General features: G+C 56.8%; 11 protein-coding genes. 2 read left to right on the top strand and 9 right to left on the bottom strand.

The window, feature by feature from the left end; translation table 11 throughout:
* Positions 1 to 5: 5 nt before the first annotated feature.
* Entirely contained in the window at positions 6 to 1,499 is a 1,494-nt protein-coding gene (locus tag Pla100_RS05335; protein WP_231602750.1) for a trypsin-like peptidase domain-containing protein, read from the top strand.
* Between the two features lie 122 nt (positions 1,500 to 1,621).
* Here Pla100_RS05335 and Pla100_RS30350 read toward each other — a convergent pair whose 3' ends face one another.
* From Pla100_RS30350 to Pla100_RS05290, 9 genes are all read right to left on the bottom strand, one after another.
* Positions 1,622 to 1,768 carry a hypothetical protein gene (locus tag Pla100_RS30350; RefSeq protein WP_231602749.1) on the bottom strand — a complete coding sequence of 49 codons (147 nt, stop codon included), beginning with the start codon at positions 1,766 to 1,768 and terminating at the stop codon, positions 1,622 to 1,624.
* Positions 1,769 to 1,993: 225 nt separating this feature from the next.
* Complete coding sequence (locus Pla100_RS05330; RefSeq protein ID WP_146576680.1) at positions 1,994 to 3,019, bottom strand: nucleoside hydrolase; 1,026 nt, start codon at positions 3,017 to 3,019, stop codon at positions 1,994 to 1,996.
* Positions 3,016 to 3,963 carry an ABC transporter permease gene (locus Pla100_RS05325; RefSeq protein ID WP_146576679.1) on the bottom strand — a complete coding sequence of 316 codons (948 nt, stop codon included), beginning with the start codon at positions 3,961 to 3,963 and terminating at the stop codon, positions 3,016 to 3,018. The genes Pla100_RS05330 and Pla100_RS05325 overlap by 4 nt, the downstream gene beginning before the upstream one ends.
* Positions 3,960 to 5,492, bottom strand: coding sequence for a sugar ABC transporter ATP-binding protein (locus Pla100_RS05320; RefSeq protein ID WP_146576678.1), 1,533 nt, complete (start codon positions 5,490 to 5,492; stop codon positions 3,960 to 3,962). Before Pla100_RS05320 ends, Pla100_RS05325 begins: the two co-directional genes overlap by 4 nt.
* Before the next feature lie 352 nt (positions 5,493 to 5,844).
* Positions 5,845 to 6,858 (bottom strand): sugar ABC transporter substrate-binding protein, encoded by a 1,014-nt coding sequence (locus tag Pla100_RS05310; RefSeq protein ID WP_231602748.1) that lies wholly within the window; start codon positions 6,856 to 6,858, stop codon positions 5,845 to 5,847.
* Positions 6,855 to 7,853 carry a ribokinase gene (gene rbsK, locus Pla100_RS05305; RefSeq protein ID WP_146576676.1) on the bottom strand — a complete coding sequence of 333 codons (999 nt, stop codon included), beginning with the start codon at positions 7,851 to 7,853 and terminating at the stop codon, positions 6,855 to 6,857. The genes Pla100_RS05310 and rbsK overlap by 4 nt, the downstream gene beginning before the upstream one ends.
* Positions 7,850 to 8,914 (bottom strand): nucleoside hydrolase, encoded by a 1,065-nt coding sequence (locus Pla100_RS05300; RefSeq protein WP_146576675.1) that lies wholly within the window; start codon positions 8,912 to 8,914, stop codon positions 7,850 to 7,852. The genes rbsK and Pla100_RS05300 overlap by 4 nt, the downstream gene beginning before the upstream one ends.
* Positions 8,911 to 9,957 (bottom strand): LacI family DNA-binding transcriptional regulator, encoded by a 1,047-nt coding sequence (locus tag Pla100_RS05295; RefSeq protein ID WP_146576674.1) that lies wholly within the window; start codon positions 9,955 to 9,957, stop codon positions 8,911 to 8,913. Before Pla100_RS05295 ends, Pla100_RS05300 begins: the two co-directional genes overlap by 4 nt.
* A gap of 860 nt (positions 9,958 to 10,817) precedes the next feature.
* Positions 10,818 to 11,912 (bottom strand): cytochrome c family protein, encoded by a 1,095-nt coding sequence (locus Pla100_RS05290; RefSeq protein ID WP_231602747.1) that lies wholly within the window; start codon positions 11,910 to 11,912, stop codon positions 10,818 to 10,820.
* A 331-nt stretch (positions 11,913 to 12,243) separates the two neighbouring features.
* Between Pla100_RS05290 and Pla100_RS05285 the strand changes: the two genes are divergently transcribed.
* Complete coding sequence (locus Pla100_RS05285; RefSeq protein WP_146576673.1) at positions 12,244 to 16,680, top strand: hypothetical protein; 4,437 nt, start codon at positions 12,244 to 12,246, stop codon at positions 16,678 to 16,680.
* The last annotated feature ends 42 nt before the right edge of the window (positions 16,681 to 16,722 follow it).

Below are 16,722 nucleotides of genomic sequence, written 5' to 3'. Positions count from 1 at the left end.
CCAACATGTTGACACACTTTAGCGGCAATAGCATCGTCAGCGTGCTCGCTCTGGTGAGCGTTCATTCAATGACGCTCGCCGACGAGCCCGAGCTATCGGCACGCTGGACCCCTGCCACGGCCGTGATTCGCGATCTCCAACCGGCAGTCGGGGCGGTTTATTCGTTTCGAGATAACGGTCGAGCTTCGGGAAGTGGTTCTCTCGTCGATCCACGCGGATTTTTGTTGACGGTCGCTCACGTCGTCGGCGATCAGCACGTCGTGCTCTTAGGTGGTCGTCCACCGCTGCGAGCGAGTTTAATCGGCAAGAACCCGGAGTTTGATTTAGCCGTCTTAGAACTCGGCGGTCCGGCTTTCAATCGTCCGGGGGCTCCCGATTATCCACTCGACGGAAAACCGTTTGCCTTCATTCGTTTGGGCATTGCCGACGAAGTCATGCTCGGTGAAACCATCTTGAATCTGGGCAGTCCCGGCGGCCGCGGAATCGTGGTGACGTCTGGGATCGTCAGCGCGACCAGTATCGCCGGAGGCAACGCATTGGCGCTGGCGACCCAGGACTCGAACGGGTTTCAACAATATTTACAATTCGACGCGGCGAGCAATCCGGGTAATTCGGGTGGTGCGATCGTTAATTTGGACGCCCAACAAATTGGAGTCGTCACGTCGAGCATCCGAGGCGAAGAGGGGATTCATTTCGCGGTCCCGATCGATGTCGTCCGTCGTTGCCTTGCCGACCTTCTGCACTGCGAATTGCGGCATCGCTATGTCAGCGGAATCGAAATCGATCCGCAACGTCCGGACGTCATGGTGACCGGCGTCGCCACCGATTCGCCCGCATTCGAATCCGGTTTACAAATCGGCGAAGAAGTAGTAGCCGTGGATGGGCGACGGTTGCGGGACCCGATCGATTGGGAGTTCACCAAATTCGAGTGGAAACCCGATCAAAACGTGATTCTGACGGTGCGACGAACGAGCGAAGAAAAGCAAACGGAACTCGACTTGCCGATTCAGTTGATCCCGCGTAACCGTGATGGCGGCATCGAAGTCGACGAAAGCGTGGCTGCGGGATTGATCTGCCGGACCTCGGTCTACGATCCGCAGATCCCCGATCCGCTTTCTGACGACCAGCGTCCCAAGGGAACACCACAGGTCGTCGCACTTCCGACCGCCACGCCCCCGAATCTGCCGCGTGATGATCACTATGAATTGGGTTTTGAGGGACTGATCGAGATCAAAGAGGCGGGACTTTATCGGCTGGGTGCAAAGTCGGACGATGGATCGAAGGTTTATTTCCACGACAGGCTCGTCGCCGACAATGGCGGCAATCATGCTTCCCAACTGCGCACCGGGTGGATCGACGCTGCCCCCGGCAAGCATCCGATTCGAATCGAGTACTACGAAGACGAAGGCAATGAACTGCTGGAACTCTATCTCGCCAAAGGTGACGACGAACCCCGGCTTATCCAGGCGAGCGAGTTGTTCCACGTTGTTGCCCCTTGAAACGTGCTACCGCTTGAATCGTGCTACCTCTTGAATCTTTGCGGAGGATTTTCGAACGGTCGCAAATCAGGGCGCTACGGTCGAAGTACCTGCCCTTCAGTTTCGTCTAAACATCCAAGGGTTTACTGATTCGCCGCAGCGAAGGCTGCCGTCGGATCAGCGTGCACTCCGTCACGCGAGATGATGCGTTCGAAATCGCCTCGCAATGCTTTCAACGCGTATCGTTCCTCGTTGATTTCAGCGGACGTCCGAAAACCCATGCGACGCAAGAGTAGTGGATCTTGTTAAAGATCCCTTTGCAGGAGGATCTTTAACAAGATCCACTACTACAAAGACTTCACTTATTGATCCCGCGATGCTTAATGGATGCATCACGTCCGCAAGTCATGCGCCAAGACAAACCTATCCAATCTTTGGGCCCATCGTTTTCATATTGTGTAAACGAAAGGCTTTTTGATTGATTCATTACCGTCGGTGCGGCTTTGGTCGAATGGTCATTTTGCCGACCTGGGTGGTTGACTAACCAGCGATCGTTGAGCTTCGATCACGCGGGCTGTTTGAATCGGCGTCATGATGAGGTATCGATCGCGACCATCTTGGTTCGGTCGGAAACGGGTGAAGCCGTCGTCGTCGACACGAACCGTTCCCCGATCGGACAATCCGAAGTACCCGTCATGGGGACGGACGGCGTAGAGTACGCTCGTCAGATCCCAGGTCGGACGATCGTGATTCGGGCCGCTGTGCAATAGATACGATTCGGGCACGATGTGGTGCTCGCGATAACGAAAGTCGTTGGCAATGCTTTCGCGTGGATATGGGGCGGCGATACCGATCCGAAAATCGCTCCACACGACCGGAACGTCCGACGGCCACCGGTCGGCAAATCGCTGCATCGAATCGATCCCGTTGCGGACGTTGGCTTCGAGGAAATGATCGTTGCCGTCGATCGCAGCGAACGCCCCGGCCATGACGGAGACCACCTTCACTTTCTTGCGAACCAACTCAATGCCGCTGAGATCGCTGTGTCCGTCGCCGGCGGATTCGATCAAGTCGGCCAAGTTTGCCGCCAAGCCGACTTGGATCAGCACGACGCTGTGGTCTTCGGCGGCGGCGAGCGTTTGGCGAAGAGTTGCGACGGCGTCGGGAGCCGCGTCACTCGACGTAAGATCGTGCGGGTATCGCAATTCGTCGCCGTCTCGCTGTTGGATCAAGTGCAGATACTTGCTGTCCCGCTTTTGGGCGTCACGGGTGACACCGATCGGAATATCCGGCCGACCGTAAAACGTGTTGACCGCGTCGACGAAGGGAGCGGCGAGCGGATTAATTTTGGAGACGGTCACGGCGAGGATCTCGCACTCGTGACGATCCGCAAGCGTGTGCAACATTGCCAACGCAAGCACGTCGTCAACGTCGCCGGTGATGTCGGTATCAAAGATGACCGGGACCGGTTGCGCGATCGCCGGCGTGACGAACAGACAAGTGAAGATCAACGTGCCCAAAAGACGGGTTCGAAATTTCATTTTTGACTCCAACGGTTTCTGAGGGCGTCCAACAAGACCGCGACGATGATCACCACGCCGGTGATCATTTGTTTGTTCGCATCGGACACTCCGATTTGCGCGAGACCGGTTTGAAGGACTTGGATGATGAGTACGCCCATAAAAGAACTGATCACGCTGCCCCGTCCGCCCATCAGGCTTGTTCCTCCGATCACACACGCGGCGATGGCGGCCAGTTCGATCCCGATGGCACCATTGGGGTCGGCGGTCGAAAGTCGCGACGTTTGTGCCAATCCAGCCAAGCCGCACAACAGACCGCTGATCCCAAACACCGCAATCGAATAAGGTGCCGCACGAATGCCCGACATTCGAACCGCTTCCGCATTCGTGCCGATCGCCACGCAGTAACGGCCGAAGATCGTTCGAGTCAGCACCAATTGACCGATGATCACGGCGACCAAGGACGCGATGAACGCGGGCGACAACAGCAACCCGCCGAGCGGTTGCCCGAACCATTCGATGCGACTGCCGATGTAGACCGATTGAGAGTCCGTCACGACCTTCGTCGCCCCGCGGGCAATTTCGAGCATCCCCAACGTCACGATGAATGAGGGAATACCAAAGCCGATCGAGATCATTCCATTGATCAAACCACAACTGCCGGCCACCAACAGAGCGATGGGTAAAGCGAACGCAATCGGCCAGCCTTGATCGGCCATCAATACCCCGAGCACCGCTGAAGACAGTGCCAACAGCGAACCGACCGATAAGTCGATCCCGCCGATGATCAATACCAACGTCATGCCGACAGCCAAGAACGTTAGATCAGGAATCTGATTGGCGATCGTGATCAAGGTCGACTTCTGAAAAAAATGGTCGCTCATCATGCTGAAGACGGCGATCAATAACAACAACACGGCGATTAGTCCCGCGTACTGCACAACCCAGTGGCGGAACGATCTCATTGCATGTATCCCGAAAACGAAGCCTGCATGATGTCGTCGAAATCCCAAGGTGAGAGGTCTTGACTTGATGATTCGTGATTATTTCGCTCGAACGTTTTGACCAATCGTCCGGCCGACATGACGGCGATTCGATCGCACGTTTCGAACAACTCTTCTAAATCACTACTGACGATGACAATCGCCTTCCCATCGGCCGACAGGGATTCGAACAAACGATAGATGCGGCGGCGGGCGGCCACGTCGATGCCGCGGGTGGGTTCGTCAAACAAGAACACATCGGCGTCGCGGACGAGCCATTTGGCCACGGCGACCTTTTGTTGATTCCCGCCGCTGAGAGTCTTGACCGGTTGTTCGATACTTTCGCAGCGAATTTCCAAGGACTCTTTCATCGTTTCGGTTTGGACGCGTTCTTCTCGCCGTTTAAGCCAGCCGGCGGTTGTGAACCGAGCCCGAAGCGACGCCAAGGTCACGTTGGCCCGGATCGATTGGGTGAGCAAAAGGCCGTTGTCTTTGCGGTCCTCGGTCACCATCGCGAGCCCGGCGGCGACCGCATCGGCGGGATGCGAGAAGCGATGGTGAACTTGATCGCGTTGCAACCATACCGTTCCCGCCACGCCCGGATCGGCACCAAACATCGCACGCAACAGCTCCGTTCGGCCCGACCCAACCAATCCACAAATCCCCAAACGTTCGCCGCGATGAACTTCGAAAGAGACGTCTTTCACGATCCCGCGAGAGAGTGACTCAACCCGCATCGCGACCTCATCGGTTCGATGGTCGATGTGTTGCAACCTCGCCGATGCATTGACTTGACCGCTCATCAAATCGACCATCTCGTCGGTCGTCAACGAATCACTCGACCGAGTATCGACATGCCGACCGTCGCGCAGGACGGTGATGCGGTCACTGATGACGGCGACTTCATCGAGCCGGTGACTGATGTAAATCATGGCTACGCCGGAATCACGCAAGTCGCTCAAATGCTGAAACAGGTTCTGTGATTCGGTCGCCGAAAGCGCGGCGGTGGGTTCATCGAGGATCAACAGCTTGCAGTCGCGAGCGAGCGACGCGGCGATCTCGACCATTTGTTGTCGACCGACTCCCAGGGAACCGACGGCCACATCGGTGGGAACGTCCGATAAACCGAAACGATCCAGCACGTCGCGGGCTCGTCGGTGCAGATCGCTGGTCCGCAGCCATCCCCAACGATTCGGTAACCGCGTCAAGAACAAGTTCTCGGCGACCGACAAAGTGGAGACCAGATTGAGTTCCTGTTGAATGATCTCGACGCCACGCGATTCGGCATCTTGCTTGTGCTGCGGTGAAAAAGACTCCCCATTCAAATCCATCGTTCCATCGGACGGAGTGACCAGGCCGCTGATGATTCGGCACAAGGTACTCTTGCCCGCCCCATTGGCCCCCAGCAATGCATGGATCTCACCGGCCCGCACGTCCAACGAAACGTCCCGGAGAACGGTAACGTCCCCGTAGCGTTTGGTCAGTCGGTTTGTTCGGAGGAGGGGGGGCATTTTGAAGAGTGAAGAGTGAAGAGTGAAGAGTGAAGAGTGAAGAGTGAAGAGTGAAGAGTGAAGAGTGAAGAGTGAAGAGTGAAGAGTGAAGAGTAGGCTGGGTCGTAGCCGCTTCGGCGGAGACCCGGCAATCCAATTCCGCAGTTACGCTTTTGCAATCCGAAGGGCCGCGAACTCGCGTTGATTTGGTTTCGCGTACTCGTACTCAGCCCTCGGCGGTACTCGTACTCGTCAGTGCGTTTGGAGTACGAGTACCAATTCATTGAGCACGAGCACGATTGACTAGCAATTGACTAGCAATTGACGTGACTTCTAAAAAATCCGACTGAGCTTTCAGTTTGCTCCATTACAGTTACAGGCTATCCGCCGTTACCAAATCGACGGGGGTTTCAATGTCTTCGGCGTCGGCATGACCTTCGATCAATTTCAACGCCGCTTCGATTCCGAAGACGGCCAAGTCCCCACCATGTTGATCGGCGGTTGCTAAGACCTTGCCTTCCTTGATCGCTTCGCGAACGGCGGTGATATTGTCGAATCCGACGATCTGGACTTCTCCGGCGCGTCCGCCGCTTTTGACCGCCGCGATCGCTCCGAGCGCCATCGAATCGTTGGCGGCAAGGATCGCGTCGATCTCGAGATGTTCGCTCAACATTGATGAAGCGATCGTGTTGGCTTTACTCATCTCCCAGTCGGCCGATTGGCTGGCCACGATCTCGATTCCCGCTTCCTGCATCGCCGCTTCAAATCCTTTCAAACGTTGTTGAGCGTTGAACGATGTGCGGATGCCTTCCAGGATCGCAACCTTTCGATCTTCGCCCGGCAGTTTCGCGGCCAGGTAATCACCCACTTTCTTGGCACCTGCGAGATTATCGGGACCGACGAAAGGGATCGCGATGGACTCCTGTTTCAACACATCAGCATCAAGACGGTTGTCAATGTTGACGATCACCACTCCGGTTTGATGCGCCCGACGCAGGACGGGGACCAAGGCTTTCGAATCAGCCGGAGCGATCACGATCGCGTCGACGCCCGCCGCTACCATCTCCTCGACCAACGACACTTGGCGACTGAGGTCCCGTTCGTCTTTGATTCCGTTGATGACCAAATCATATTGGTCGGCGTGCTCGACTTGATGTTGTTTGGCACCTTCGGCCATCGTTGCGAAGAACTCGTTGGCGAGCGACTTCATGATCAATGCGATGCGTGGCTTGTCCGGATCGTCAGCCGATTCCGGATTGGCCTGCGTGCTCGATCTGGTTTGATCATCCGAGCGTTCATTGGACGGGTCATTCGACGCCGAACACCCCATGATGAGCGACAGGCACGCCGCGATTGTCCAAATGGAATTGAATCGATTTCGTTTCATCGGGTTCTCCAGAGTTCTTCGATTCGGTCACGCGTGGCCATGCTCGGCTGCGCTCCGTGGGTGCAAGCGGCGAGCGCCCCGGCGGCGCTAGCGAACTGAACGGCGTCGACGATATTTGCGGTTTGGCAACCGGCTTCAGCCCAGGCCACCGCGAACGCGCCCGCGAACGCGTCTCCCGCCGCCGTGGTATCGACGGCAGAGACTTGAAATGCCGGGATCATGGTCGCTCGGCCTTCACTGAAGACCATCACGCCGCGGTCCCCCATCGTGATCGCCACATTGGCGGCACCGCGAGCGTGCAACGTTCGTGCGGCCGCTTCGGCTTGAACGAGATCATCGACGCCGTGGCCGACCAAGTCGGCGGCTTCGGATTCGTTGGGACACAAAAAATCGACGGTGAGCAAGTCATCATCCCAAAAATCGGTTCTTTTTTCAGGGTTGGATGATTGGTCCGCAATCGAGCTCTTCCGGCTATTTCGGTTCGGTGCGGGCGCGGGGTCGAGCATCACGCGAACGCCGCACTGACGAGCGATGCGGATCGCTTCCATGACGGCATCGATCGGGATCTCCAATTGCAACATCAACAGATCGCTCGATCGGATCACCGATTCGGCGTCACGGACATCGCTCGCAGTCACCCGTCCGTTGGCACCAGGAACCACCGTGATGGCATTCTGGCCGGACTCTTCGACCGAGATGACGGCCAATCCGCTGCTAACGTGATCGTCCGTACGAACGTGAGTGATGTCGACGTTCTGAACTCGCAGGTTATTCAAAAGCCGATCGCGAAACGCATCCCGCCCGACTCGTCCGACCAAAGAAACACTGGCCCCGGCCAAGGCAGCGGCAACCGCTTGGTTGGCCCCCTTGCCGCCGCAGATTTCAGAAGCGGAACGGGCCAAAATCGTTTCACCGGCTTGAGGAATGCGTTGACACTGAACGACAAGGTCCATGTTAATCGACCCGACCACCGTGATTCGTGGAACCACGTTCATGGCTCGCAGTCGACTTGGGTCGGAGGTTGGCTTGATAGTTGAACGAGCGTCTCGGTTGTTCGAATCTTTTGGGCGTCGGTCAACTGAAGGTAGCGCGACTTCCCCGCTTCATCGGCTTGAAAGGTCGTCAAACCGTCCGCTGCGACAATGACGTTGCCGGGTAATGATACGTCGAAGTAACCACGATCCGGTCGAACGGCGTGCAGCACAGATGTCAAATCCCAAGTCGGCCGGTTATGCGGTGGAGGATTGTAAAGCACGTAGGCTTCGGCAAGTGGGTGATGATCGACGTAGCGATAGTCTTGCTCGATGCTTTCACTCGGATACGGCAAGGAGCGACCAATCTCGAATCCGCTCCACACGATCGGCTGCGGCCAGTGATTTACCAAATACTGCGCCGAAGGAATGTCTTTGATGATGTTGTATTCTTTGTGATCGTATAGCTGGCCTTCGTTGTTGGGGATTTTGGTAAACGCACCAGCCATGATCGACAGCAGTCGTACTTTCTTGCGGACCAATTCGATGCCGTTCAGATCGCTGTGTTGGTCGGCGACCGAACGCAGTAAGTTCGCCAGGTTGGTCGAAAAGCCGACTTGGGCGATCACAACGGAACCATCCTCTTGATCGGCGAGCGTTTGACGCAAAACGTCGACGGCGCCGGGCGTATCGTCGCCGGTGATCAGGTCATGAGCGTATCGATATTCGCCCTCGTCTTTCTGGGCCGCCAAGACGTTGAACCGTCCTTCGTGATCCGTCACGCCACTGTCACAAACCCCGATCGGAATGTCTCCGCGTCCGTAGAACGTGTTCACCACGTCCACGAATGGCGCCGCGAGCGAGTGATCTTTGGTGATCGTAACGGCCAGCAATTCGCATTCACCGCGTGATTGCAACGCGTGGATCATGCCCAAGGCGAGCACGTCGTCACAATCGTTGCCCATGTCGGTATCGAAGATCAACTTGACCGGTTCGGCCGCGACCAAATGTAGCGTAATTGGCGTCGCAAGCGGTGCAAAAAGAAACCCGACTGAGATCAAGTGGAGGGCAAGCATTCGTTTCATGATGAGAGCAACCTTGGGGGAGGAACGATGGAGTGACGATCGATGAGTGTTGTTTTGATTTCGTGCAAAGCAGGTTGGTAGGCACGCTTAGCGCGTAGCATTCGAATTAACCATTTCGATGCACTGACTCCGAGCTTGCTGACGTCTTGGCAAACCGTCGACAATGGAACTTGCATCAAGTCGGCGAACGGCGAATCATCGAACGTCACGATCGACAATTCATCTGGAACGCGTCGGCCGATTTCGGTGGCGGCCCGCAACGCACCCATCGCGTTGGGCGTACTCAGAGCGAACAAAGCGGTAATATCCGGACGTGACTTGAGCAAGTCGGATGTCGATTCGTATCCTGAACGCTCGGTAAAATTGTCCCCTCGAACGAGTGTCGGATCGAAGACCACCTCCGCCTCGGCGAACGCCGTCTGCAAGCCTGCCAGACGTTCTTCATTGGGAAGAGTTCCCGGCAATCCCTGCAAGACGCCGATCGTTCGATGGCCTTGAGCGAGTAGCAGTGCCGCCGCATGATAAGCGCCGACACGGTGATCCGAGGTCACTTGCATCAGGTCGCAGTTCAAGAAAGTCCGATCGACCAACACGATCGGCAGTTTTGATTGATGCACCTCGATCAAGTGACCTGAATCGATCCCCACCGGACAAACGACCAGCCCTTCGATCTGGCGGGCGGTCAATTCGCCGATCAGTTTTCGTTCGCGTTCGGTCGTCTCGCGACTGTCGGCGACGATCACGCTGTACCCATCCGTTTCGGCAGCGAGCGTGACTTCGCGGGCGATCGCGGCGAAGAAGGGATTCGAAAGGTCTGGAACGACGACGCCGATCAAGCCGGAGCGTTTCGTCCGCAGCGACCGGGCCACTTGGCTGGGCTGAAACGCCATCGACTGGGCGACCTTGCGAACCTGAGTCTCGGTCGCGTCGCTGATCCGATAGGTCTTGGCTTTGCCGTTGAGCACACGGGAGGCCACCGACACGCTGACTCCCGCCGCTTCGGCAACGTTCTTCAGGGTGACGGGATGGGCGGGCGCGGGCATGCGGCTTGTTGATTGAGTGGATTAGGCAATTCTTGTGAGCCGATGGCGCCTAGCGGGCTGTTGATTTAGTCCTCATCGAAACCCGAAGCGTGAGCGAGGGATACATACAAAGGACTTAATGGTGATCAATCCCTCGCTCACGCTTCGGGTTACGATTAAATCAACACGCCGCTAGCGGGCTGTTGATTTAGTCCTCATCGAAACCCGATGCGTGAGCGAGGGATACTTACAATGGACTTAATGGTGATGAATCCCTCGCTCACGCATCGGGGGTGGGACGCGGGCGCGAGGGAGCACAAACGTTTGTGCTAATCCTAGCCGCGTCACGCTCGGTTGTCCAGCCGGCGGGGAAGGCCAGTAATTGGGGCGGTTCCGATTGGGTTGGACAGTTCGCCGGCACCGTCGCAGCCGGGCAATGAGCAGCCGCCATATCGAAAGTCGCCAAGGCTTTCGGTGACTTCGTCGCCCAAGCCGAATCCCTAGGTTCTGCAGTTGCGCAATCCAAATCAAGAGGCCGGGAACTCGCATTAAACCAGGCTCTCGTGAAACCAGGCTCTCGTACTCGTACTCAGCCCTCGGCGGTACTAGTGGGCTGTTGATTTAGTCCTCATCGAAACCCGAAGCGTGAGCGAGGGATACCTACAAAGGGTTTAATGGCGCTGAATCCCTCTCTGACGCTTCGGGTTACGATTAAATCAACAGACCACTAGTACTCGTAATCGACAGTGTGTTTCGAATACGAGTACGAGTACCATTTCATTGAGTACGAGTACCCTTGGCCCGCAATTACCGCAACTTCAAGAACTCTCGGCGAGTTTGGCTACGGTATATCGTCTAGGTTGCGGGGGAGTGGTTGGCGACTATTTCCAGCGACTCGCCGGCGGGATGAACGCGTCGAGTCCGGCGAGCGATCGAGGGTCGGTTTCATTGGCGAATCGGTATCCTAACAGGGCCGTGATCTCGGCAGCCTTCGTAAGTTGGGCTTCGTTGTTGAGCTTCAACTCGATGCTGGCATAGATTTTCAACAGTTCATCGAGAATCGGCGAATCGATTTTTTGGGCGACGCTCTCGATCCGTTTGGCGGCTCTCGCTGTTCGCTGGGCGGACGTGATCCCGTAGGTGGCTTTTTGAGTCGCCTTGGCCGTCGCCCGCAGGCTTGCTTCCAGTTCGGCGATCATGCCTGAAACGAACATCAACCTTAAACGCTCGATCGAGCTGGGGTCGTTCTGTTTCCCGTCGGTGCGAACGAAATTATGTCGAATCGTGCCCTGGCTCCAAGAAACGAATTCGAATTCCAGACTACCTGTCGGGTGCCCCCCGACGTTGACGAGTTCTTCGTCGGCGGTCGTGTGACATCGCAAGCAGCTTTGGGCAACCAGAAACACATTGACCGGGTTTCGCATCCCCAAGGCAATGCTTTGTTGCAATCGCTCGGCTCGGTGTTGGGGCGACTCGGTAGCCCGCGTGATATTTTCGCCGCCGTAGTTGTGATGCACGTCGAGGTAGTTTTTCGCGGCCCCGTGACAGGATTCGCACGATATCCCGGCGATCGCGTGAACGTCTCCGGTGGCCATGTCCGTTTGTTGGGTGTAGTGGCAATTGGCACATCGGCCATCATGTTTGATCGAACCGACCCCGAGTTTGGCGGCGATTTCCTTGGCGGCCGGTCGGCGGTGCAGTTCGTCGAACGTCCGCCAGTGTGGCGTCGACTGCCAAACTTTGACTTCGCCGGCATGACATTTCACGCACGTTTCGCTGCCGATCGTCAGATTCGGATCGGCGGGCTCGGCGGGACTGCCGATCGACGACAATCGCGACTGGGCGGCGGTATATCCGGGGCCATTGCCGAAAGCACGGTCGATTAAGACGATCGACGACATCGCGATGACCATTCCAGCGATCATCCAGGCCGGGTCGAACGCGATTTTCAGGGGTGAAAGGGAGCGAATGAACATGGAAGGTTGGATCCATTGGGGGGCATGGACAAATTGGTCGTTCGGGTTCATCAATGCCCGAGGCGAGACTCATCTGGACCAGTGAACACTAGCTCGCATTTCGAGGGTGGGCAGAATGTTTCGAACCGAAAGTGCGTAAAAAGCGTCTGTTTGGGTGGTGTCGTTGGCTTCGGAAAAAACGATTTTGACGAATTCACGACTTGCCGCTCGGCTTACCCCTACAATGCAACGGTTTTGCCTTTGCCGATCGCGTAATTTGCGTAAACTGGAACGCGTCGCACCTTCTCTTCTCTATTATGTTGACGCCACTTCGGCGTGACGAAGCATCGCCGTGGCTGTTTCCGCTCTGCCCGCCGCTTATCGACCGTCGTTGCGAGTTACTTCGCCGACGAAAAATCCGCTTGGGAATTTGGAGCGTTGCCGACGGGCAATCCGCAGCCTCAGCTATGCGGTCATTTCGTGGGTTGCGGTGTTTTGGTCGGCGATCAATGGCGCGGTCACCGCCACCGCGCAGCCGCCGGGCACCTTGCCGCCGCCGAACCTATTGCAATCTGACTCGCCTTGGTCGGGGCCGTTGCAGGGCATTCGTCCGCAGGCGTTCTTGTTTCAGGATGAATCGAGCACGCCGGTGGTGATGCCGCGGATGTCGTTCGAAGAGATCGATCGGTTGCGAAAGCGAGATCGCGGCTATCAAGCCAACGAACAGTTCGCCACGCTCGAGCGGCTCGAACTAGAAGTCCAAGTTCGATCACTCGCTGACAAATCCGGTCCGACGGGCGATATGAATTATCGGGTCTCCGATCGAGGTGAATTGAAGGCAACCGCTGTGGTTCGCTTGGACGTTTCTGCCATCCGCCAGTCCGGGCGACCCAACGTGGTCGTCGATTTGGGGTTTGCCGACTCCAACCTACTCGGTCCGGCAACGATTCGATGGTTTCAGTCCGATCAAATCTTGTCGCAAGCTTACGTGCGTTTAAAACCTATCGCCGACGCATCGTCCGTGGGCGTCGACGAGAGCGGCGTCAACGGACTCATCGCCGCGCCCAATAGCACTGCGACTCGCCCGCTCGATAATGCCGCCGTGCCAACCGTCGGCGGTTACCAATTAGTCCTGCCGTCCACATTGATTGATGAGGAAACGTCTGGTTTGGTTTCGATCGAACTGAGTTTTTCAAACCGAGTCGAAACGGATTCGCCTCGGCGATCATGGATGCAATTAAGTCTTCCCGCGGTCTCCACGACGATGGGATTTGAGTACGTCGGTGTTGGAGGCAAGCGTGCTTCCGATGCCCCGTTGCCGACGAGCGTGTTAGCGTCGCTGGACGTTTCGGGCAGTGGCCGAGAAGTCGTTCGCCGAGTGGATTCGACGGACCGGTTTATCATCGAATGCGGCGGCGGCGAAATGATCTTGGAATGGTCGTCGCTACAACGATCGGTGCGTGACGCGGGGAACCTTCTTGAAGTCGAATCCGAAACCACTGTCCAGTGGGAGGCACCGACTGAACCGTTGACGATGGACATTCGGTTGTCGACCCGAAACCTCCGAGGTCCCATCAGCGGATTTGAATTCACTCTACCGCCTGGTTCGGTTTTGTTATCTCCCCCGGAGATCATCAAGGCTCCCACAACGACTCGAGATTCGATCGATGGTGAATCATCCGCGTCGGCTTCAAATGCAGGCGTTGGAAAGTCCGGTGCAACCAGCGGTAACCCCGATGAGACGCTGTGGGACATCCAAGTCGTTGATCCTGCACAGCCGATCCGGGTGCGGTGGACTGGTCAGTCGGTCGCCGCTCCTTCCGCCGTTCAGTTGCGATTGCAAGTCCGGCAGGTCGCGACCGATGCGTCCGCCAACACGCCGTGGACTTTGTCGGTCCCTCAGGTGATCGGCGCGATCGGCCATCGCGGTTTGGTAACCATTCTCACATCAGATGACCATCGCTTGCGTTGGCGTCCCAAGCTCGGGGTCGACGCGGTCGTTTCGTCCCAATCCGGCGAAAAGAACGGTGAACTTAGTTATCCATTTCGATTCAGCCAGAATCGATTCGAGCTTCCGATTTGGTTGTCGAGCAAACAGGAGCAACTGCGTTTAACGGCGGACGTGAACGTGGAAGTGACCCGTCGTGCCGCGACGATCACGATGGATATCGCCGGGGGTGGCAGCGGTATCGATCCGACGGGGTTGCGTTTTGAACTCGGGTCTTGGCGATTGTTGGACATCCGCGTCGTTGAACCGTCTTCGGAAAGTTCGAGTTCCGCAGGATCGACGTCGCGCGGTCCGTCAATTGATATCACCACGGAAGACTCGGTCGCACTGTGGCAGGTCGAAACGTCCGACGGAAAATGGCCGGTTCGTTATCGGATCACAGCGGAGTTGGCCGCCGAATCTTCCGACAACGGTACACCGTTTCAATCACTGACGCTTCCGCGTTTGAAATCGTCCGATTCGACCGCTGTTTTGACAGATGTGAATTTGGCCGTCACGGGCGGACGTCGCGAAACGTGGTTGGTTAATTTGGCCGCAAGTCCCTCGTGGCAACGAATCGATGGCATCAAGGAACCTTCATTTCGCTTGATCAATCTTGAGTCGGATTGGGTGTTGCAAGGAGGTTTTGTACCCCTTCCGTTGGAGCTGCAATGGGGTTCGATCGTTCGGTTGGTTCAGTCGTCAGATCACTGGTTGACACAGTCGTCCTGGTCGCTCGACAGTTCATTGGATCTTGAAGGTCGTTTGCGTTTCTCGTTGCCTTCGCCTCTCCAGGAACCAGTGAATGCACTAGAGAATAAGGTTGTGGATGAGACTTCATCGGGGTCCGATGCCAGTTCGGCGATGACGACTGGCGATCCGGGCTGGAGAGTCAGTGTGAACGGAAAACCCGCGATCGCCCGATTAGTTGATCGGCCTGATTCGAGGGTTCATTCGGATTTCGCCTCCCGCCAAGAATGGGAGATTGTCTCGCCGGAGTTGACGTCAGGGACGCATCAAATTGAATTGGCCTTTCGCCAGCCGATCTTGCCTCAGACCCTCAACACCAGGGCGGACGGTTCAAACGCATCTGCCTTAGCAAGTAGCGGAGATCCCGCAGGCAGCGTCGCGGGGGTGATTCGATTGCCGATTCCCTTGGCCGAACGTGTCACAATGAAAACACCGTTGCTCGTCCAACTCCCGCTCGGAATTGCCGACGCGGGCGGTTCCTTGTGGCGAGTCTCACCGGAACTTGGTGGGATCTTGGGTGACATGATCAACGCCGGAGAGTTTGGGTTTCGTATCATCGATTCGAAGGAGGATCGGATCAATCAATGGTCTTTTCCGATCGTCCCAGATTTTCCCGTTCCGATTCTCCTGCGCAGTCGCGTGGGCGAAGAACAGCAAACCGAAATTCCTCGCTCCTATTTGCGAAGCTTGATCAGCAAGCAGTTTCGCCACGAACACCTGTTGGCCTCGGTAAAGAACGGCAGTCGGGTGCGTTTGGGTTTACCCGCGTCTTTGAAGACGATTCGGATCGAGGTTCGATTGGACGGACAACCGACTGAGCATGTCTGGGATGCTCAAGGACTACGGATCGATCTGCCGCAGCCTGAATCTTCGACACGCACCGTCGATGGCACTCAATCGGTGGAAACTTCCGCCAACGGTTCACCCTCGGTTGCGGCAAGTTCGGTTATGCCCAACCCTTCCGGTACGTCCCGGCAGGCGGTGGCGAAACAGGAAACGATCCATTTGCTCGACGTTCGGATCTGGGTCGAGAACCAAGGCAACCCTTGGTACGCCAAGATTGAACCGATGATTCGATTGCCGGTGGGATCGGGGATGCAGTATTGGCAATTGGTCGTTCCGAGCGATTCGCACTTGTTTTGGGCTGCGTCGCAATCGGGTCGCGCGATGCGATGGCAACAAGATCGCTTGAAGATGCAACGGCTACCGGCGGTCAGCGACCCCGCCTTGATCCGGTGGACGATCGACTCGGGTTTTGATCTGGGGCAAACGACGGCGGCAGTCCCGAACGATCCCAGCGCGGACGAAGTCACCCCGGAACAGCGAGATGCGAATCAACTCGCCAATGATTTGACCGCGAAAATGATCCGCGAATCGTTGTTGGATTCATCGTTCTCGGTACCCGGGAATCGTTACTTGTTTTTCGCCGGCAATTCCTACTCGTTCTCGGCCCTCACCGTATCACGCACGATGTTATGGCTGGTCGTCGGCGGCTTGGTGTTGATTTTGGCTCTCGCCTACGAATGGGTACCCTCCCTTCATCACCCGCTCGCCGCGTTCGCGCTGGCGATCGGATTGGCGGGGATCATGGTGATCGCCCCCGATGGCGTGGTCTTGACGGCCCAGTTGGTAATGATCTCGCTGAGTTTGGTGGCGGTGTTCTACGCGATTTCAGCGATCGCCGTTCCGAGAAACCGGCAGCGAGTGTTGACCACGCGAAGTGTTCGGGGCAATGCAACTCGTCCGCGCCAAAGCGATTCACGCTCGGCGCGTCAACGACCGTCCCATCCTCGCAACCGTGGCCGACGTGCGAGCGACCATCCCGAAGAGCCGCCGCGTTCGGATGAATCCATAGCCCGCCAACCCGATTCAGGGTCGAGTCGCCGACGGGATACTCGCAACACAGGCAATTCGATCGAAGACGCCGATCAGCCGATTGCGGTGGGCGTCGGTACGACGCGTGAATACTCACCCAAGGTCGGGCCGGAGGAAAGACGCGCAGACGATTCGGCCAAAGATCTCGATCGTGATTTCCCAGGGGAATCTTCGTGAAGGCCAGATCGTCAAGTCTTTCGCGTCATAGAGGCATCGCGA

The sequence above is a fragment of the Neorhodopirellula pilleata genome (assembly GCF_007859915.1).
In the GTDB taxonomy this organism is placed as follows: Bacteria; Planctomycetota; Planctomycetia; order Pirellulales; family Pirellulaceae; genus Rhodopirellula; species Rhodopirellula pilleata.
Note: the sequence above shows the minus strand (reverse complement) of the source record. Positions and strands in the feature narration are given on the sequence as shown.